This is a genomic window from Streptomyces mobaraensis (assembly GCF_020099395.1).
Classification (GTDB): Bacteria; Actinomycetota; Actinomycetes; order Streptomycetales; family Streptomycetaceae; genus Streptomyces.
This window is the reverse complement of sequence record NZ_CP083590.1, coordinates 7,438,752-7,456,992: the sequence shown is the minus strand read 5'-3', so window position 1 is coordinate 7,456,992 and position 18,241 is coordinate 7,438,752. Positions and strand designations below refer to the sequence as shown.

The window sequence follows — 18,241 nt, the reverse complement described above, 5'->3', positions numbered from 1 at the left end:
AGTTTTCGGGGCAGACCGCTCACCTGGCCTTGCGCCCACCCCCCGCTCCCGCTCCCGCCCGCAGCGACGACGAGGACCGTGCATGCCGAGCGCCGACCCCACACGGACCGAAGACCGAGCCGACTTCGAAGACGTCCTTGAACAGGGCCTGAGTTCACCGCGCATCACCGAGGCCCTCCGGACCACGACCGCCGTCTCCGCCGACCGGCTCCGCACCTGGGCACTGGAGTCCCGCGCGGCGATCGCCGCCGCCGCGATCCCCGAGTACCGCGCCTACCTCGAAGCCCGCTCGACGCGCCGGCGCGAGGCGCCGTCACCGCTCGGGAACGGACTGGGCGCGCTGGCCGTTCTCATCCCGGCCCTCGCGGCGGCCGCGGCGGCGGTGTTCCTCGTCCTCGGCTACGGCTTCCGCCTCCTCGGCGTCCAGGCCCGGCTCTCCCGCGGTCTGCAGGCCGCCGGCTGGACGGCGGTGGCGGTGGCGACCGCAGCGGTCGTGCTCGGGGTCGTCGCGGTCCTGGTGATCGCGGTACGCAACCGCACGGCGCGGCCCGCCGTTTCGAGCGGCGAACGCGTGGCGGAAGCGCGGGCGGCCTGGCGGCGGGCGCTGCTGGAGCGCGGGGTGCTGCCGTTCCTCCGCCATCAAATCGAAGAGGCGGGCCGCCCGGAGTGAGGGTGGCCCGATTCGGTTTCTTGCTTGCGCAACTATGAAACTATAGGGTCCGACCTGGGGCTGTCCCACCGCGTCCGGGGTTGTCCCACCGCGTCACCCCGACCGATCACCCATCATCTGGAGGAAGTTCATGGCAGTGACCCTGGCCAAGGGCGGCAACGTCTCGCTGAGCAAGGAGGCGCCGGGCCTGACCGCCGTCACCGTCGGCCTCGGCTGGGACGTCCGCACCACGACCGGCGCCGACTACGACCTGGACGCCTCCGCCCTGCTGTGCGACGCCAACGGCAAGGTGCCGTCCGACCAGCACTTCGTCTTCTTCAACAACCTGCGGAGCCCCGAGGGTTCGGTCGTCCACTCCGGCGACAACCTGACCGGCGGCGGTGACGGCGACGACGAGCAGGTTCAGGTCGACCTGGCCGCCGTCCCGGCCGAGGTCGACAAGATAGTCTTCCCGGTCTCCATCTACGACGCCGCCCAGCGCGGCCAGAGCTTCGGCCAGGTCCGCAACGCCTTCATCCGCGTGGTGAACCGCGCCGACGGCCGCGAACTCGCCCGGTACGACCTGACGGAGGACGCCTCCACCGAAACCGCCATGGTCTTCGGCGAGCTCTACCGCCACGGCCCGGAGTGGAAGTTCCGCGCCATCGGCCAGGGTTACGCCTCGGGCCTCGCGGGCATCGCGCAGGACTACGGCGTGCGGGTCTGAAGCACGGCGGAGCGGGCGCGGGCGTGCGGCGCGGACGGCGCCGAACCGAACACCGTCGCGACAGAGCCGCCGCCACGGCACCCCGGCGGAACGCCGTGACCGGCAGCGGACCGGATACCGGTAGTACCGTCCCCGGAATGACCGCGCCCTCCGCGAACCTCCTGTCCCGCGCCCTCGACACCCCCGGTGAGCCGCCCCTGCGACCGCTGCCGCCCGTGGTGGCGGAACTCCTGCGGACCCTGGGAGCCCCGCCCCGCCTGGCAGCGCACCTGCGCGCGGTCCACGACGTCGCGGCCCGGCTGACCGCCTGGGTGCGGGACCGCTACCCGGATGCGCCCGTCGACCACGACGCCGTCCTCCTCGGCGCCGCGACCCATGACGTGGGCAAGATCCTCCACCCCGGGGAACTGACGGGCCCCGGCTCGGCCCACGAGACGGCGGGCCGTGACCTGCTCCTGAGTCACGGCTTCACCCCGGCGGCGGCCCGGTTCGCCGCCACCCACGCGAGCTGGGACGACCCCGCCGTGACGATCGAGGACCTCCTGGTCAGCACGGCCGACAAGGTGTGGAAGGACAAGCGGGTCCCGGGCCTCGAGGACAGGCTTCTCCGGGAGTTGACCGCTGTGACGGGCAGGGAACCCTGGCAGGAGTACCTCGCACTCGACGACATCCTGACCCGCCTCGGCGCGGACGCCCCCCACCGGCTGGCCTTTCAGGCGGCGTTCCCGGTGAACGGGTGAAGCTACCGCTCGAAGCGGTGGCACCACCGGATCTCGCCTTCGTGCCATGCGTCCGTGGGCACGAGTCCCGCGGCGGCGGCCACGGCGGCGGACGCCCGGTGTTCGGGGTGGATGTGCGCGATGACGGTCCGCACCGACTGCCGTCCGAGCCAGTCGACGAGCCCTCGGGCCGCTTCGGTGGCGATCCCCCGTCCCTGCCACGGAGTCCCCACCACCCAGGCGATTTCGGCGCTGTGCCCGGGGCCGGAAGCGGTGACCGTGGCCTGGACGGTCCCGGTCAGGCAGGACTCTTCGCGGAGCCGTATCACCCAGTTCAGCCAGGAGACGGCCGGGTCGGGGGAGCCCGCGATCATGCGCCGGTAGCGCGAGCGGAGAGCTCGCGGCGGATCCGGGGTGCCGCCGATGAACGCGTGCAGGGCCGGATCGGACAGGACGCCGGCCATCTCCTCGGCATGCCCGACGCGCAATGGCAGCAGATCCAGCCGCTCCGTGCCGATGGCCTCGGCCGCCATGACGTTCATGACCCGGCCGCGATCAGGGCCGGGACACGCGTGCCCCGGCGCGCACGGCACTCGTGGTGGCGATTCCCTGGCACCCACATCTCCTTGAAGCCACCGGCACACGCGCCGGCCGAATCGAACCCTCCCACGGTCTCACCCACCCGGGAGCATAGCGAACCACCCGCACGCCACAGGCCCGGCTGTACAGGGTGGAGCCGGACGGAAACGAGGAAGCCGAGGAGCAAGCCCGGTCATGCCGCCTCCGCACCCCGGCACACCGGCTCACTCCGCCCGCGTGCTCAGCGTCGGAGCCGGTCTGAGGCCCCTCGGCCACGCGACCGCCCGAGTGCGCGGTCGGTGGGCTCGAAACTCGATGCCACCCCGCGGCCTGAGCCGCCTAGGATGCGCACACCCGACGCGGCCTGGTGCGACGCCGAATCGACCCTTCCCCTGGAGACGACATGAGCAGTGCCCTTCTTGTGATGGACGTCCAACGGGCCGTCGTGGACATCGCGGTCGACGACTCCGGATACCTGCCCCGGCTGCGCAGGGCGATCGACGGGGCGCGGGCGGCGGGTATCCCGGTGATCTACGTGGTCATCGCGCTGCGGCCCGGTTTTCCCGAGGTCGGGACGCGCAACAAGCCGCTGGCCGCCATCGCGCGGGGCGGGCTCTTCGTCGAGGGCGAGCCGGGCACGGAGATCCACCCCGATGTCGCGCCCCGGCCGGGCGAGGTGGTGGTGACGAAGAGGCGGGCGAGCGCTTTCTCGGGCAGTGATCTGGAGGTGGTGCTGAGGGCGCGCGGTATCGAAAGCCTCGTCCTCACCGGCGTCGCGACCAGCGCCGTGGTGCTGTCCACCGTGTGCCAGGCGAACGACCTGGATTTCGGTCTCACCGTCCTCTCCGACGCCTGCGCGGACACCGACCCGGAGCTGCACCAGGCCCTCACCGAGCGGCTGTTCCCGCAGTGGGCGGACGTCATCACCGTCGACGACTGGCTCAAGACGGTCGCGCTTCCGTAGTGGCGGAACGCGCGGAACGGGACGGTACCGGCTTCGTCGTGCGCGAGTTGAGCATGGCGGACGCCGCCACCGCGTCGGAGGTGCACCACGTCGGCCGCCGCGCCTACGCGGTCGAGGCCGAGCTCATCGGTTTCGCCGGCATCCCGGCTCTGCGGGAGAGCCTGGAGGAGATGCGGGCCCAGCCCCTGCGGTGGCTCGGTGCGGTCACCGGGGAGGGCCGGGTCGCCGCGTTCGTCGCCTGGCAGGAGCTCGGCGAGGAGACGGCCGTCGACGTGCACCGCGTGTGCGTCGATCCGCCCTGGTTCCGGCGCGGGCTGGCGTCGCGGCTGCTCCGCCACCTGCTCGACGAACTGGCCCCGGAGCACGACGCGGTGGTGAGTACGGGCGCGGGCAACCATCCGGCCGTGGCGCTGTACCGGCGGCTCGGTTTCGTCCGCGTCGGCGGTTTCGAGCCGGTTCCGGGGGTGCCCCTCGCCCGGTTCCGGCTGACGCGGAGGGTCACGGCGGGCTGAGCGCCCTGGGCCCGCCCCGTCCCGCCGCGCGAGTGACGACTCCACGCGTAGTACTCTCAGCGAAGTGGCTCACCCTTAGTACTACGACCGGAGTACCTCACATGGCACGACGTAACGACCAGCGCCGCGCCGCCCTCGTCGACGCCGCGATCGAGGTGCTGGCGCGGGAAGGTGCGCGCGGGCTGACGTTCCGGGCGGTGGACGGTGAGGCGGGGGTGCCCGCCGGGACCGCGTCCAACTACTTCACCAGCCGGGACCAGTTGCTCACCCAGGCCGGCTCCCGCGTCTACGAGCGGCTCCAGCCCGACGAGGCCCTGATCGCCCGTCAGCGGGCGGCCGGCCGCGACCGGGAGACCTACACGGAGCTGATGCGCGAGGTCGTCGGCCGCGTCGCCTCCTTCCGGACCGGGTACCTGGCGCTGCTCGAACTGCGGCTGGAGGCCACCCGCCGCCCCGAGCTGCGCAAGGTCCTCACCGAGCGGGTCCGGGCGGACGTCGACGCCAACCTCGCCTACCACGCGGCCTCCGGCCTCCCCGGCGACGCCATGGCGGTCAAGCTGCTCATCGCGACGCTGAACTGGCTGATCGTCGAGCAGCTCACCCTGCCGGACGTCTTCTCGGACGCGGAGCGCGACGAGCTGGTGCGGGCCGCCGTGGAGCGGATCGTGGTGGAGGAGGAGTAGGCGGCCGCCGTCCGGCGCGGAACAGCGGAATATTCATGTGCCCGGGCGGGTGCCGTTCCGGTAGCGTGCCGATCATGTCGAGCCCCGAAGCATCCAGGGTGGGGGCTGCCGGTCACGCCGTCAGCCCCCCGCACCACTGAATTCCACCGTCCTTCCGGACACTTGACCGGACGCGTGCGCCCGTGGGTGCTGACCGCGGTGACGAGACGAGCCTTCCCGCCTCTCCTCACCTCGGAGCCACTCGATGCCCCTCCCCTTGTATCTGCTCGCCCTGGCGGTCTTCGCCATGGGAACCTCCGAATTCATGCTGTCCGGCCTCGTGCCGGACATCGCCTCCGACCTCGGCGTACCGCCCGGTACGGCGGGCGCGCTCACCCCGGGCTTCGCGGTCGGGATGGTTGTCGGCGCCCCGCTCGCGGCCGCGCTCACGCGCGGGAGGCCGGGGCGGAGCAGTCTCCTCCTGTTCGTCCTCGGGTTCGCGGCGGCGCACGCCGTGGGGGCGGTGACGACGAGTTTCCCGGTCCTGTTCGCGACCCGGGCCATCGCCGCGCTCGCGAACGCGGGCTTCCTCGCCGTCGCGCTGACAACCGCCGCCGGCCTGGTGCCGCGCGACCGGAAGGGGCGAGCGCTGGCCGTCCTGCTGTCGGGGACGACACTCGCCACGATCGCCGGTGTCCCGGCGGGAGCGCTGCTCGGCACGCTGCTCGGCTGGCGGGCCACCTTCTGGGCGGTGGCGGCGCTCTGTCTGCCCGCGGCCCTCGGCATCCTCATGGGTCTGCCCGCCCTCCCACGGCAGGGGGACGCGGCCGGAAAGCCGGCCCTCCGCTCGGAGCTCTCGCGGCTGGGGAGCCCCCGGCTGCTCCTGGTGATGCTGCTCGCCGCGCTGGTCAACGCGGCGACCTTCGGGAGCTTCACCTTCCTCGCTCCCGTCGTGACCGACCGCGCCGGGCTGGGCAGGCTGTGGGTCCCGGCCGTCCTGATGCTCTTCGGGGCCGGTTCCCTCGCCGGTGTCACCCTCGCCGGGCGGCTCGCGGACCGGCGCCCCGGCGTGGTCGTCGCGGCCGGCGGCCCGCTGCTGCTCGTCGGCTGGCCGGCGCTGGCCCTCCTGGCCGAGCGGCCCGCCGCCCTGCTCGTCCTCGTGTGCGCGCAGGGCGCCCTGTCGTTCGCGCTGGGCAGCACGTTGATCACCCGGGTCCTGTACGAGGCGGCGGGCGCCCCCACCATGGCGGGCGCGTACGCGACCGCCGCCCTCAACGCCGGTGCCGCCGTCGGTCCGCTCGTCGCCGCCGCCACACTCGGCACCGGCCTCGGGCCCGTCGGGCCGCTGTGGGCGGGCGGCTGCCTCGTCGCGGCGGCGCTGTCCCTCGCGTTGCCCTTCCGCGCGGTGTTCTCGGGTGAGGGGAGTGAGGAGAGGAGGAACGGCGAGGCGGTCCGCTGACGCCGTCCGCGGCCGCTTTCCGCCGGGCGACGGACGCGGCCGCGGCCGCTCCGGCACCGGACGCTCGACCCCGCCGCGTCCGCTCCCCACCGGGCGTCCGGCCCCACCGCCTCCTCCCCCGGCACACGGCCGCCTGGCCCGTCCGCTTTCCGCCAAGTTCCCACGCCCACGCGGTGCCGGCGCCGGAAGGCTCCTCCCAGGAGTCCCGGCGCCACCCGCCCCCGTCGGTCCCGAGCGGAGCGTCGGCGCGGGTGGCCGGTTTCCCTCCCCTGCCGCCCTCCTCGTTCCGGTTCCGCTCAACGGGTGGGCGCACCACAGGAGTCCTGTCCCCCGTACGCACCTCTCATCGCACAGTGACCGAACGGAGACCGCGAATGAGCAGCGTAAGGACAGCGCGCAGGGCCCTGATCGCCGTGGCGGCGGCCGTGACGGTGGCCGCGACCGCCGCCACCTCGGCCGTGGCCGCCCCGGCGGCCGGCGGACGCACGTCGCACCAGGCGACCCAGGCCGCGTTGGAGGCGCACGTGCGGGCCGGGATACCCGGGTTGCTCGCGGAGGCACGGGACGAGAACGGGCGGTGGAACGGCGCGGCGGGCGTCGCGAACATGGAGACGCACCGCAAGCGGCTGTCCCAGGACCGCTTCCGGATCGGCAGCATCAGCAAGGTGTTCAGTTCGGTCGTCCTCCTCCAGCTGGAGGCGGAGGGCAAGGTCGGCCTCGACGACACGCTGGAGCGCAGACTGCCCGGCGTCGTCCGGGGCAACGGGAACGACGGCAGCCGCATCACCATCCGGCAGGTGCTCAACCACACCAGCGGCCTCTACAACTACACGGACGACGAAGGCATCCGGAAGGCGCTCAGCACGGACTTCTTCAAGCACCGCTACGACACTCGCAAGCCGGCCGATCTCGTACGCACGGCCCTGTCGCACCAGCCGAACTTCACGCCGGGCACGGACTGGCGCTACTCCAACACCAACTACATCCTCGCCGGGATGCTCATCGAGAAGCTGACCGGCCACTCCTACGCCGACGAGATCCAGCGCCGCGTCGTGAAGCCGCTCGGGCTGCGCGCCACGACGCTGCCGGGCACCGCGCCGGGCATCCCGGGCCCGCACGGGCGCGGCTACAGCAAGCTGTTCGACGACTCGTCCACGAAGGTCTACGACACCACCGAGCAGAACCCGTCGTGGGCCTGGGCCGCGGGCGAGATCATCTCGACCACCGGCGATCTCAACCGCTTCTACGGCGCGCTGCTCGCCGGCCGGCTGCTGCCCGAGCGGCAGCAGCGGGAGCTGCTGACCACCGTGCCGAGCAAGGGCGAGCCGGGCGAGACGGGGTACGGGCTGGGCATCTCGCGGGCCGTCACCTCCTGCGGCACGCCGGTCTGGCTGCACAGCGGCGGCATCCACGGTTCCACGTCGCTGGCCATGTCGTCGCCCGACGGGCGGCACACGGCGGCGTTCAACCTGAACGGCGACTGGGGCGGCGACCTGGCCGCCCTCGTCGACGCCGAGTACTGCGGCACGAGCACGCCCGCCCCGGGCGCCGGTGACCGGCGGGACGGTCACCGGGCGCTCCAGCGGATGACCGCACTGCGCTGACCCGACGCGGCGGGGCGGGGCGGGCAGGCCGGTACGTCCCCGCCCCGCCGGCTCAGGGGTGCGGCACCACGGCGACCGGGCCGGGCGCGTGGTGCAGGGCCGCCAGCGCGACGGGGCCGAGGCGGTGGACGCCGTGCCGCCCGGGCAGCCGGCGTCCGACGACCACGAGCGCGGCCCCGGCGCCATGGGCGAGCAGCACCTCGGCCGCGCTGCCCGTCTCGACGTGCACGGCCACGTCGACCGCCGGGTGGCGTTCGCGCCACGGGCGCAGGACCTCGTCGAGGCTCCCGCGCTCGCGTTCGTCCATCCCCTCGCCCTCCTCGGCGAGCCACAGGGAGCCGGGGCTCCAGGCGAAGACCGGCGGAACCGTCCAGGCCCGTACCGCCCGCAGCCGCGTGCCCAGCCGTTCCGCCGCGGCGAACGCGAAGTCCAGGACGGCGGCGCCGCGCTCCTCCAGGTCCTGTACGCCCACGACGACCTCGCCCGGGGCCGGGTCGTCCGCCGGACCGTCCGCGTACCGCCCGCTCCCCCGCCGGTCGTCGTCGCGCGGACCGCGGACGACCACGACCGGGCCGGTGGCCTGGCGCAGCACGTGCAGCCCGACGGATCCGAGGAGGTGGCCGACGACGGTGCCGTGGCCGCGCGAGCCGAGCACCAGCAGGTCCGCCCCGGCCGCCTCGGCGATGAGGGCGGGGACCGGGTCGGCGGCGACCTGCCGGGTGATGACGGTGAGGCCGGGGAACTCCTTGGCCGCCCGCTCCCCCGCGTCGCGCAGCACGTCGGCCGCCCAGCGTTCCCGCGCGGCGGCGTCGTCGGCGGGGACCACGGCGCGGGGGCGCCGTACGGAGGCGTGCACCAGGCACAGTTCCATGCCGCGCCGCGCGGCCTCGGCCGCCGCCCAGCCGGCCGCGGCGCGGCTGTGGTCGGTTCCGTCGACTCCGACGGCGATGGTGCCGGGCATGGGACCCTCCTGGGGCGCGGGGGCGGTGGGTGCGCGGGACGTGTGGCGGGAGCGACCGCCGTGTCCCACATGTCTGCCGCATCCAGCGTGGCGGCCGGGGCCGGTCTCCCGGGAGGGGCCGAAGGGCCCTGTTCCGGGTCCGAACGGGCCGGCGGCGACCGGCCGGGAGTCGGTCAGGCGTCCTCGCCCTCGAAGACTCGGTCAGGCGCCCCCGCCGCCGAAGAGACGGTCAGGCGCCGTTCAAGGGCTGACCGCCAGCACCACGTACGCCGCCAGCAGCGACAGGTGCACGCCGCCCTGGAGGGGCGTGGCCCGGCCCGGGATCACCGTGAGGGTGCCGACGGCGACGGTGAGGGCGAGCAGGACCATATGGGTCGCGCCGAGGCCGAGGACGAGCGGGCCCTCCAGCCAGACCGAGGCCGCGGCGACCGCCGGGATGGTGAGGCCGATGCTGGCCATGGCCGACCCGAGGCCGAGGTTGAGGCTGGTCTGGACGCGGTCGCGGCGGGCGGCGCGGACGGCGGCGATGGTCTCCGGGAGCAGGACCAGGAGGGCGATGACGACGCCGACGACGGACGCCGGGAGGCCGGCCGCGGCCACGCCGGACTCGATGACCGGCGAGACGCCCTTGGCCAGGCCGACCACCGAGATCAGGGCGACGCCCATCAGCCCGAGGCTGGTCAGCGCGGTCCGGGCGGTCGGCGGGTCGGCGTGGTCGTCGGTGTCGATGACCTCGCCGGCGGCCGTCACGGGCAGGAAGTAGTCCCGGTGCCGTACGGTCTGGGTCGCGACGAACAGGCCGTAGAGGAGCAGGGCCGCCAGGGCGGCGAAGACGAGCTGGGCGGCGGAGAACCGCGGTCCGGGGGTGCTGGTGGTGAACGTCGGCAGGGCCAGGCTGAGCCCCGCCAGGGTCGCCACGGTGCCGAACGCCGCGGCCGTCCCCTCCGCGTTGAAGACCGCCACGCGCCGCCGGAGCGCCCCCACCAGCAGGGACAGGCCGACGATGCCGTTGCAGGTGATCATCACTGCGGCGAAGACGGTGTCCCGCGCGAGCGAACTGCTCTTGTCGCCGCCGTCGGCCATCAGCGTGACGATGAGGGCCACCTCGATGACGGTCACCGCCAGGGCGAGGACGAGCGAACCGAAGGGTTCGCCGACCCGGTGGGCGACGACCTCCGCGTGATGCACCGCGGAGAGCACCGCGGCGGCCAGGCAGCAGCTCACGAGGGCCACGAGGCCGGGGGACAGCGACCGCCCCCAGGTCAGCGCGAGGACGGCGGCGGCCAGGACGGGCGCGCCCACCGGCCAGTGCGCCAGGAGGGAGCGGAACCGAGCGCTCATGAGCCGATCTTCGCAGATCGCCCGGTACGCGCATGTTTTCCGCGATCGTCCGCCTCTTCCGCCTCCGCCGCGCGACGATCACCGTGCGTGATGCGACCGTCCGAATATCGGACGAGCCACACACCGACTCACCTGCTTGCCCATAATCGAGACCTCCCGATCTCGCATATTGGACAGGCATGACCATGAGCCGGACACTGACGCCTTCGCCGCCCTCGGGCGGCGCCCCCGCAACCGACGCGCCGCCCGCCGCCGACGCCTCGCGGCAGAGCCCCTCGGGCTCGCTGTCGAACGGGCTCAAGCAGCGGCACCTGTCGATGATCGCGCTCGGCGGTGTCATCGGCGCGGGCCTGTTCGTCGGCTCCGGCGCCGGCATCGCCGCCGCCGGGCCCTCCATCGTGCTCGCGTACGCCGTGTCCGGCCTGCTCGTGATGTTCGTGATGCGGATGCTCGGCGAGATGTCCGCCGCCAACCCGGCGTCCGGTTCGTTCTCGGTGCACGCCGACCGGGCCATCGGCCCGTGGGCCGGCTTCACCGCCGGCTGGATGTTCTGGACGCTGCTGGTCGTGGGCGTGGCGATCGAGGCGATCGGCGCCGCCCACATCCTCCAGGGCTGGTTCCCCGGCACCCCGTCCTGGATGTGGGTGCTGATCCTGATGGCGCTGTTCTGCGGCAGCAACCTGGGCTCCGTCGCGCACTTCGGCGAGTTCGAGTTCTGGTTCGCGGCCCTGAAGATCGGGGCCATCGCCCTCTTCCTGGGCCTCGGCGTGCTGGCGATCCTCGGCGTGCTGCCCGGCAGCGACTCCCCCGGCACCGCGCACCTCCTGCACGACGGCGGTTTCCTGCCCACCGGCACCAACGGGCTGCTGATCGGCCTGCTGGCCTCGGTCGCCGCCTACGGCGGCCTGGAGACGGTCACCATCGCCGCCGCCGAGTCCGAGAACCCCGTGCGCGGCGTGGCCAAGGCCGTCCGGACGACGATGTGGCGGATCGGCGTCGTCTACGTCGGGTCGATGCTGGTGATCGTCACACTGCTGCCGTGGCACGACAAGGCCGTCACCGAACAGGGGCCGTACGCGGCCGTGCTGGAGCGGCTCGGCGTCCCGGGCGGCGGCCAGATCATGAACGTGGTGGTGCTGATCGCGCTGCTGTCGGCGATGAACGCCAACATCTACGGCTCGTCGCGCATGGCCTACTCGCTGGTCGCGCGGGGGGCAGGGCCCGAAGTTCCTGGCGAAGGTGTCGGGCGGGATCCCGCGCCGCGCGGTGCTCGCCTCGTCCGGTTTCGGCTTCTTCGCCGTCCTGCTCTCCTTCTGGTGGCCCACCACCGTCTTCGCCTGGCTGCTCAACATGGTCGGCGGCGTCGTGCTGATCGTGTGGGGCTTCATCGCCGTCTCCCAACTGCTGCTGCGCCGTCGGCTGGAGCGCGAGGCGCCCGACGCGCTGGTGGTCCGGATGTGGGGCTTCCCGTATCTGACGTGGGTGACGCTGGCGGGGGTGGCCGGGGTGCTGGTGCTGATGACGCTCGACGCGGACACCCGGGTGCAGCTGTACTTCACGGGCGGCCTGGCGCTGGCGCTCGCCGTGGTCGGACGGCTGCGGCAGCGCGCCGCGCGGGGCTGACCGGCCGGTCCCGTCCGCCCTACACCGGAAAACCTTCGCCGGAAACCTTCGCCGGAGAACCCGAGAGGCCGCTTCCCTATGGACGGGAGGCGGCCTCTCCGGCGTCCGCGCTTCACGCCCGTACCCCCCCGTACCACGGAGGCGGGAGTCGGGCACGTCACAGGAATAGCGGGCGACCCTCAGGGCAGCCGTTCCCTCGGAAGTCAAGAGACCGGACGGAAGTCAAGAGAACCGACTCGCGACGGCACGGGCATCTGACGGAACGTCAGGAAGCAGGGCTCTGTGCGTCGTCGCCTCGCGGGCCACCCTTCGACAGCTCGACAGAAAGGACGGACATGTTCTTCCTTGTCCTGGCCCTCTTTCTGCTCGGCGTCCTGACCGGGACGGCCGCGCACGTGCCGCTGCCCGTGACCCTCGTCTCCACCGCGGCGATCCTCGCCTGGCTGGCCGCCTTCGCGGTACGGGAGCGAAGCCGGGCGCACCGGCGGGACCGGTAAGGAGGATCCCTCATGAAACCCTTCCCTTCCCTCGACACGACCACCGACACGACCCTCGCCACGCGGAAGTCCGCCGAGGCGTACGGCCCGGCCGGCCCCCGGGGCTTCACCGATACCCACGGCCCGGGCGGCACGCACGGCTCCGCCGACGCGCACGAACGCGCCGGCGAGCGCCCCACCGCACCCGTCAGGCCGGACGCCGCCAGCCCCGGCCACGTACACCATCCCCCCGCCGACGACCCCGAGGAGCGGTTCCGGGAGGGCCGGGCCACCGGTGCCGGAGCGGCCGAACGCCGGCGCCGGAACGCCGACTTCATGGCCGTGACGTCGTTCGTCACGGGCCTGCTGAGCCTGCTGATCGCCAACCTCGTCTTCGGCCCCTGCGCCATCGCGCTGGGCGCCGCCGCCCTGGTCCGGGGCACCGTCCGGCGCTTCCGTGCCCGGCTCGGCATGGCGCTGGGGGCCGTGGGGCTGGTGCTCTTCGTCGCGCTCGCGGTGGCGGACGGGACGCCGAGCTGGCATCTGTGAGCCGGCCGCGACCGTGCGCGCGGAACCGCGCCGGTGCGCCGGTCAGATCCAAGCCTGCCGTTCCCGGCCGCGGGGGTCGTCGACCTGAGTCCACTCGGCAGCGATGCGCATCGTGGCCCGCCGTGTGGTGTCGTACGCGTCCCAGCCGGGATCGCCGGTCTTCGCGAAGCGGACCCAGGCGCCGTGTGTCCGGGCGGCGAGGTCCGCGGGGGGCCGGTCGGGGCCGAGGAGGGCGTCCGCACCCCGCAGCCGGGGAGCCTCCGCGAGATCGAAGACGAAGGGGAGCTCCACCGCGTGGGCGGCGCCGAGGTCTCCGTTCAGGGCGTGGGAGCGCCAGGCGAACTCGTAGCAGAACGTGGCGGACCGCGGGTGGCGGGCATGTGCGCCGGCCAGGGCCCAGCTTCCCGCGCCGAACAGCGCGTCGCCCATGATGGCCGAACGCAGCTCGCCGGAGGACGCCTCGGGGCGTGTCGCGCGGTACGTCCGCACGAGCCGCGCGGGCTCCGGGTGCGAGCGAGCCGCCGTGTCGTGGACGTCCGCGGCGGTCGAGGTGGCGTACTGGCCCACCGGGACCAGGTAGAGGTTTCCCTCCTCGGTGTTGGTCCCGACGAGCAGGTCGACGTCGGCGCTCAGGCCGGCGGCGACGGACTCGGCGGGCTGGGTGTCGAGGACCAGGCCGAACGGGCTGAGGCCGATCAGCGGGTCGTGATGGGTGGCGGTCCGCAGGTCGATGCCCGCGAGCCGGGAGGCGGCCGCGACCAGGTGCTCGTCGGAGACGTCCGCGAAGGCGTCGGCGTGCGGCTCGATGCCCAGGGTCCCGGCCGCGGCCTTGGTGACACGGGCGGCCTGCTCGGTCGTGAACGCGCCCAGGCCGCTGCCGCTCTGCGTGATCGCCCGGCGGAACAGGCCCGCGGCGTCGGGGGTGGCGAGGACGCCGCCGACGATGGTCGCCCCGGCCGACTGGCCGAAGAGGGTGACGTTGCCCGGGTCGCCCCCGAAGGCGGCGATGTTCTCCCGCACCCAGCGCAGCGCGGCGACGACGTCGAGCAGGCCGCGGTTGGCGGGCGCCCCGGGGATGTCGAGGAACCCGGCGATGCCGAGCCGGTAGTTGGAGGTGACCAGGACGACGCCGTCGCGGGCGAAGGCGGAGCCGTCGTACAGCGGGGACCGCGTCGACCCGGCGACGAATCCGCCGCCGTGGACGAACACCATGACGGGCAGGCCGTCGGCACCGGCCGCGGGCCGGAAGACGTTGACGGTGAGGTAGTCCTCTCCCCCGCTCCAGCCGGTGCCGAAGTAGGGGGACATGTCCACGCTGCCGAGCTTGCGCTCCGCCTGGGGGGCGTTGGGGCCGGGCGTGGTGGCGTCCCGTACGCCGTCCCAGGGGTCGTGCGGCTGTGGCGGGGCGAACCGGCCGGCGCCCAGGGGAGGAGCGGCGTAGGGGATGTTCAGGAAGGCGGCGGTGCCGTCGGCGCGGCGCAGGCCGCGGACGGCGCCCCGCGCGGTGGTGACGACGGGTTCGGGTTCGTGGGTCACGGCGATGCCTTTCCGCGGGCGTCAGCCCTGCTCGGAGTAGGGGGTGAAGGGCGCCCAGCCCTTGATGTCGAACGTGCCGCCGGTGCGCACGACTTCGGCGGCGCCGTGGCCGCCCAGGTGGGCGGGGATCACGAGCGCGTTGTTGTCGGCCGCCCAGCCCAGTACCTTGCGGCGGGTGACGCGGGCGCCCGCGGGGTCCTCGCAGAAGCAGCTGTTGGCGTCCGGTTCGAGGATCTGCACCGGGTTGTGCAGCAAGTCGCCGACGAACACCGCGCGGTCCGTCCCGGAGCCGAGGGTCAGCACGGAGGAGCCGGGGGTGTGGCCGGGAGCCGCGTCCAGGCGCAGGTCGGAGTCGATGTGGTGGCTGTTCTCCCACAGCAGTGTCTGGCCGGCGGCGTGCACCGGGGCCACGCTGTCCTCGAAGACGTTCTGGTTGCCGCGGCCGATCAGCGGCTCGTGGCCGTTCCGCGGGTCCCAGAAGTCGAAGTCGTCCTTCGGGATCAGGTAGGTGGCGTTGGGGAACGTGGGTGTCCACTGCCGCCCGTCCAGGTAGGTGTTCCAGCCGACGTGGTCGACGTGGAGATGTGTGTTGATCACGATGTCCACGTCTTCGGGCCGGACGCCGGCCCGGGCGAGGTTGGCCAGGAAGTCCGTCTCCAGGTGGCTCCAGACCGGCGCGTACGGGCGCTCCTTGTGGTTGCCCACACCGGTGTCGACGAGGATGGTCCGGCCCTGGCTGCGCAGCAGCCAGGTCTGGATCGCCGAACGCACCATCCTGGTCTCGGAATTCAGGAAGTGCGGGGCCAGCCAGTGGGCGCCGTTCTTCCAGACGTCCCGGGAGCTTTCCGGGAAGAAGGCGTGGGGCTCCATCTCCACGGACCCGTAGTACTCCCGGACGCGGGTGACGGAGACGTCGCCGAGCATGATCTGTTCCATGGGTTCCTCAAGGATTCGGGGGCTTTCCCGGAACCTACGGGCGGCGCCGGTACGGCGGTATCCGACACCTGACTGCACCTTGGCGCACCGTCCGCGCACGGTCCGGGCCGCTTGTAGCCTGACGTCGTGGAAGCGCACGGGAGGGAACGGATCGTCGGCCGGGACGCGGAACTGGCACGCCTCTTCCGCGCGATGGACTCGGCCACGGAGGACCCCGTCCTGCTGCTCCTCGGCGACGTGGGCATGGGAAAGAGCTCGCTGCTCGACCGCGCGGTACGGCGGGCCGCGGCGGGCGGCGCCCGGGTCCTGCGCGCCGAGGGCCGCCAGTCGGAGTCGGGCCTGGCGTTCTCCGCCCTGCACCAACTGCTGCGGCCCGTCCCGGCCGACATCGACGGGCTGCCGGAGCGGCAGCGTGCGGCGCTGCACGGCGCCCTCGGCATGGGCCCGGCCACGGCGGACGGCGACCTCATGCTGGTCGGCGTCGCCGTCCTGAGCGTGCTCTCGGCCCAGGGAGAGCGCGCGCCCGTGCTCGTGGTGCTCGACGACGCGCAGTGGTGCGACCGCGCTTCCCTGGACGTCCTCTCCTTCGCCGCCCGGCGCCTCGCGGGCGAGCCGGTCACGATGCTGATCGCGGCCCGTGCCGGCGATCGCCTCCCGGGCTTCGACCGGCACGTGCCCACGCTCACCCTGGGACCGCTCGACGCCGCCGAGGCCGGCCGTCTGCTGGACCTGCGGCCCCACGGCCCCACCGGCCGGACCAGGACGCGGATCCTCGACCAGGCCCAGGGCAACCCCCTCGCGCTGACCGAACTGGCGAAAGCGGCCGCCGTACGCGGGCCGGCCGCGAAGGCGCCGCCCGCGGGCCCGCTCCCGCTCACCGCTCGCCTGGAGCAGATCTTCGCGGCCCGCCTGGACGACCTGCCCGCCCCCACCACACGGGCCCTGCTGCTCCTGGCCGCCATGGACACCGTCGACTCCGCGATCGCCGTCCCCGCCACCGTCCCGGACGCCGAGGACGAGGCATGGCCGCCTGCCGAGCGGGCCGGGCTGATCCGGCGCACCGGGCACGACGTACGGTTCAGCCATCCCCTCGTCCGCTCCGCCGTGTACCACGCCGCGTCCCCCGCCGCCCGGCGCGAGGCCCACCTGGCGCTCGCCGAGCTGCTGCGGGACGAGCCCGACCGGCGTGCCTGGCACCTCGCCGCCGCGGCCAGGCGCCCGGACGCGGCCGTGTCGGGGGAACTGGAGCGGACGGCCCACCGGGCCCGTCGCCGCGGCGGCCACGCGGCGGCGGCCAAGGCCCTGCAGCGGGCCGCCGACCTCTCGCCGCGCCCCGAGCACGGCGCCCGGCTGCTCGTCGACGCCGCCGCGGAGGCGGCGCTCACCGGCGACCTCGCCTGGGTCGAGGAGCTGGCGGCCGCGGTACGGGCCCGCACCGACGACGCGTCCCTCCTCGCCGAAGCCGGGGCGCAGGCCGGACGGCTGGCCGTACTGACGGCGCGCCACAGCGTGGTCTTCCCCCGACTCCTGGAGACCGCCGAGGAGTTGAACCCCGTCGAGCCGTCCGCCGCGCTGGGCGCCCTGGCCGGCGCCGCCGTGGTCCGTTACTACTCCGGGCAGGACGCCCAGCGGCACCGCGTCGGGGCCGCCCTGCGCGGCCTGCGCCAGGACGCCTCCCACGCATGGCTGCGCGCCTGGGTGCGGGCCGTGTCCGACCCCTTCGACGACCGGGCCGGACTCCTCGCGCTGCTCCCGCGGGTCGCCGCCGAGGCACGCCGCCGTCCCGACCGGCTCGCCGCCTACGGTGTCATGGCCTGGCTGCTCGACGAGACCCCACGGGCCGTCCGCGCCTTCGACGAGGCGTTCGACCGCTGGGGGTCGCGCGGAGCGCTACCGGAGGGCCTGGGCGGCGCGGCCGCCTGGAGCTATGTGGATCTGGGCAGGTGGGGGCGGGCGCGGGAAGCCTGCGCCCGCGGCGGCGCGGTCGGTGCGGCGGCCGGCCTGGACCACGCCGTGGCGTGCGCGGCCGCGGTGGACGCCGCTGTGCTGGCCTACCAGGGCGACCCGACGGCCGCCCGCGCCCGGGCCGAGGAGGCGCTCGCCCTCGTCGACCCGCTGGAGAGCCGTTCGGTGTCCGTCTTCGCCCGCCGCGCGCTCGGCGCCGCGGTCCTCGCGGAGGGCGCCTACGAGCCGGCGTACGACCAACTCCGCTCGGTTTTCACGGCGGATGGCGGCCCCGTGCACTACCACGCCTCCTACCCGGCCCTGGCGGATCTGGCCGCCGCGGCGGTGCGCGCCGGCCGGCGCGCGGAGGCCGCCGCGATCGTCGAACGTGCCGCGCGCACCCTCGCCCGCGACGCCTCACCCCGCCTGCGCGCGCTGATCGACCGCGCGCGTGGCCTGCTGGCCGGCCCCCGGGACGCCGAGCCGCACCTCCGGGCGGCCCTGGCGGACCCCGTACTGGAACACTGGCCCTTCGAACGCGCCCAGACCCTGCTGGACCTCGCCGAGTGGATACGGCGCCGCCGCCGCATCGCGGAGGCTCGAGCGCCGCTCACCGAAGCCCTGGAGGTCTTCCGGCGCCTGGGCGCGCGCCCGTGGACCGAGCGCGCCCGCACGGAAGCACGCGCCGCCGGCCTCGACGTCATCGACACCGCCCCCGACGCGCTCGCCGAACTCTCCCCGCAGCAGCGGCAGATCGTCGGGCTCGCCGCCCGCGGGCTGACCAACCGGGAGATCGGCGAGCGGCTCTTCCTCTCCCCGCGCACGGTCGGCTCGCACCTCTACCGCAGCTTCCCGAAGCTCGGCATCACCGCCCGCTCCCAACTGCGCGACCTCATCGAGGGCCCCCTGGTGACAGCCGACCGCCGGGCCTGACGGCACGTCCGGACAGCGATGCCGTCATCCGACGCATACCGGCCCGCGGGCCGGCGAACCCTTGACA

At 74.1% G+C, this 18,241-nt stretch carries 16 protein-coding genes and 1 pseudogene; 12 read left to right on the top strand and 5 right to left on the bottom strand.

The genetic code is table 11. The annotated features are described in order from the left end of the window. Positions 1–82 precede the first annotated feature (82 nt). The 3 genes from K7I03_RS32725 (at position 83) to K7I03_RS32715 (ending at position 2,116) form a co-directional block, all read left to right on the top strand. Complete coding sequence (locus K7I03_RS32725; RefSeq protein WP_185943113.1) at positions 83–670, top strand: hypothetical protein; 588 nt, start codon at positions 83–85, stop codon at positions 668–670. Between the two features lie 130 nt (positions 671–800). Continuing rightward, positions 801–1,376 (top strand): TerD family protein, encoded by a 576-nt coding sequence (locus K7I03_RS32720; protein ID WP_185943114.1) that lies wholly within the window; start codon positions 801–803, stop codon positions 1,374–1,376. A gap of 137 nt (positions 1,377–1,513) precedes the next feature. Continuing rightward, positions 1,514–2,116 (top strand): HD domain-containing protein, encoded by a 603-nt coding sequence (locus K7I03_RS32715; RefSeq protein ID WP_185943115.1) that lies wholly within the window; start codon positions 1,514–1,516, stop codon positions 2,114–2,116. 2 nt (positions 2,117–2,118) lie between these two features. Here the strand turns inward: K7I03_RS32715 and K7I03_RS32710 are convergent, their stop codons facing one another. Continuing rightward, positions 2,119–2,637, bottom strand: a complete 519-nt coding sequence (locus K7I03_RS32710) for a GNAT family N-acetyltransferase (RefSeq protein WP_185943116.1) — start codon at positions 2,635–2,637, stop codon at positions 2,119–2,121. A 440-nt stretch (positions 2,638–3,077) separates the two neighbouring features. Between K7I03_RS32710 and K7I03_RS32705 the strand changes: the two genes are divergently transcribed. The 5 genes from K7I03_RS32705 (at position 3,078) to K7I03_RS32685 (ending at position 7,875) form a co-directional block, all read left to right on the top strand. Beyond that, a complete protein-coding gene (locus tag K7I03_RS32705) occupies positions 3,078–3,638 on the top strand; it encodes a cysteine hydrolase family protein (protein WP_185943117.1) in 561 nt (186 codons plus the stop codon). Then, positions 3,638–4,150, top strand: coding sequence for a GNAT family N-acetyltransferase (locus K7I03_RS32700; RefSeq protein WP_185943118.1), 513 nt, complete (start codon positions 3,638–3,640; stop codon positions 4,148–4,150). The genes K7I03_RS32705 and K7I03_RS32700 overlap by 1 nt, the downstream gene beginning before the upstream one ends. A 101-nt stretch (positions 4,151–4,251) precedes the next feature. After that, positions 4,252–4,833 (top strand): TetR/AcrR family transcriptional regulator, encoded by a 582-nt coding sequence (locus K7I03_RS32695; RefSeq protein ID WP_185943119.1) that lies wholly within the window; start codon positions 4,252–4,254, stop codon positions 4,831–4,833. A gap of 244 nt (positions 4,834–5,077) precedes the next feature. Beyond that, entirely contained in the window at positions 5,078–6,271 is a 1,194-nt protein-coding gene (locus K7I03_RS32690; RefSeq protein WP_185943120.1) for a Cmx/CmrA family chloramphenicol efflux MFS transporter, read from the top strand. Between the two features lie 374 nt (positions 6,272–6,645). Continuing rightward, complete coding sequence (locus K7I03_RS32685; RefSeq protein ID WP_185943121.1) at positions 6,646–7,875, top strand: serine hydrolase domain-containing protein; 1,230 nt, start codon at positions 6,646–6,648, stop codon at positions 7,873–7,875. 52 nt (positions 7,876–7,927) lie between these two features. Here the strand turns inward: K7I03_RS32685 and K7I03_RS32680 are convergent, their stop codons facing one another. Then, positions 7,928–8,836 carry a universal stress protein gene (locus tag K7I03_RS32680; RefSeq protein ID WP_185943122.1) on the bottom strand — a complete coding sequence of 303 codons (909 nt, stop codon included), beginning with the start codon at positions 8,834–8,836 and terminating at the stop codon, positions 7,928–7,930. Positions 8,837–9,076: 240 nt separating this feature from the next. Continuing rightward, on the bottom strand, positions 9,077–10,177 hold the full coding sequence (locus K7I03_RS32675) for a calcium:proton antiporter (protein WP_185943123.1): 1,101 nt from the start codon (positions 10,175–10,177) through the stop codon (positions 9,077–9,079). A gap of 179 nt (positions 10,178–10,356) precedes the next feature. Here K7I03_RS32675 and K7I03_RS32670 point away from each other — a divergent pair. The 3 genes and pseudogenes from K7I03_RS32670 to K7I03_RS32660 all read left to right on the top strand — a co-directional run bounded on the left by K7I03_RS32670 (position 10,357) and on the right by K7I03_RS32660 (position 12,825). Then, positions 10,357–11,800, top strand: a pseudogene (locus K7I03_RS32670) (amino acid permease). Between the two features lie 335 nt (positions 11,801–12,135). Continuing rightward, the gene (locus tag K7I03_RS32665) at positions 12,136–12,297 is read left to right on the top strand and encodes a hypothetical protein (protein ID WP_185943124.1); all 162 of its coding nucleotides are present in this window, start codon (positions 12,136–12,138) and stop codon (positions 12,295–12,297) included. A 12-nt stretch (positions 12,298–12,309) separates the two neighbouring features. Continuing rightward, entirely contained in the window at positions 12,310–12,825 is a 516-nt protein-coding gene (locus K7I03_RS32660; protein WP_224347341.1) for a DUF4190 domain-containing protein, read from the top strand. Between the two features lie 42 nt (positions 12,826–12,867). On the opposite strand, the gene K7I03_RS32655 is transcribed toward K7I03_RS32660, so the two are convergent. Together K7I03_RS32655 and K7I03_RS32650 are read right to left on the bottom strand one after the other, a co-directional pair. Beyond that, positions 12,868–14,361, bottom strand: a complete 1,494-nt coding sequence (locus K7I03_RS32655; protein WP_185943125.1) for a carboxylesterase/lipase family protein — start codon at positions 14,359–14,361, stop codon at positions 12,868–12,870. A gap of 21 nt (positions 14,362–14,382) precedes the next feature. Then, entirely contained in the window at positions 14,383–15,297 is a 915-nt protein-coding gene (locus tag K7I03_RS32650; RefSeq protein ID WP_185943126.1) for an MBL fold metallo-hydrolase, read from the bottom strand. Positions 15,298–15,423: 126 nt separating this feature from the next. Here K7I03_RS32650 and K7I03_RS32645 point away from each other — a divergent pair, with 126 nt between their 5' ends. Beyond that, positions 15,424–18,174 carry a helix-turn-helix transcriptional regulator gene (locus tag K7I03_RS32645; RefSeq protein ID WP_224347340.1) on the top strand — a complete coding sequence of 917 codons (2,751 nt, stop codon included), beginning with the start codon at positions 15,424–15,426 and terminating at the stop codon, positions 18,172–18,174. Positions 18,175–18,241: the final 67 nt, after the last annotated feature.

Excerpts from the sequence above, each read along its gene's own strand:
- K7I03_RS32680 (WP_185943122.1), bottom strand. The coding sequence starts at position 8,836 with ATGCCCGGCACCATCGCCGTCGGAGTCGACGGAACCGACCACAGCCGC.
- K7I03_RS32705 (WP_185943117.1), top strand. The coding sequence starts at position 3,078 with ATGAGCAGTGCCCTTCTTGTGATGGACGTCCAACGGGCCGTCGTGGAC.
- K7I03_RS32725 (WP_185943113.1), top strand. The coding sequence starts at position 83 with ATGCCGAGCGCCGACCCCACACGGACCGAAGACCGAGCCGACTTCGAA.
- K7I03_RS32715 (WP_185943115.1), top strand. The coding sequence starts at position 1,514 with ATGACCGCGCCCTCCGCGAACCTCCTGTCCCGCGCCCTCGACACCCCC.
- K7I03_RS32665 (WP_185943124.1), top strand. The coding sequence starts at position 12,136 with ATGTTCTTCCTTGTCCTGGCCCTCTTTCTGCTCGGCGTCCTGACCGGG.
- K7I03_RS32710 (WP_185943116.1), bottom strand. The coding sequence starts at position 2,637 with ATGAACGTCATGGCGGCCGAGGCCATCGGCACGGAGCGGCTGGATCTG.
- K7I03_RS32685 (WP_185943121.1), top strand. The coding sequence starts at position 6,646 with ATGAGCAGCGTAAGGACAGCGCGCAGGGCCCTGATCGCCGTGGCGGCG.
- K7I03_RS32675 (WP_185943123.1), bottom strand. The coding sequence starts at position 10,177 with ATGAGCGCTCGGTTCCGCTCCCTCCTGGCGCACTGGCCGGTGGGCGCG.
- K7I03_RS32650 (WP_185943126.1), bottom strand. The coding sequence starts at position 15,297 with ATGGAACAGATCATGCTCGGCGACGTCTCCGTCACCCGCGTCCGGGAG.
- K7I03_RS32690 (WP_185943120.1), top strand. The coding sequence starts at position 5,078 with ATGCCCCTCCCCTTGTATCTGCTCGCCCTGGCGGTCTTCGCCATGGGA.
- K7I03_RS32720 (WP_185943114.1), top strand. The coding sequence starts at position 801 with ATGGCAGTGACCCTGGCCAAGGGCGGCAACGTCTCGCTGAGCAAGGAG.
- K7I03_RS32660 (WP_224347341.1), top strand. The coding sequence starts at position 12,310 with ATGAAACCCTTCCCTTCCCTCGACACGACCACCGACACGACCCTCGCC.
- K7I03_RS32695 (WP_185943119.1), top strand. The coding sequence starts at position 4,252 with ATGGCACGACGTAACGACCAGCGCCGCGCCGCCCTCGTCGACGCCGCG.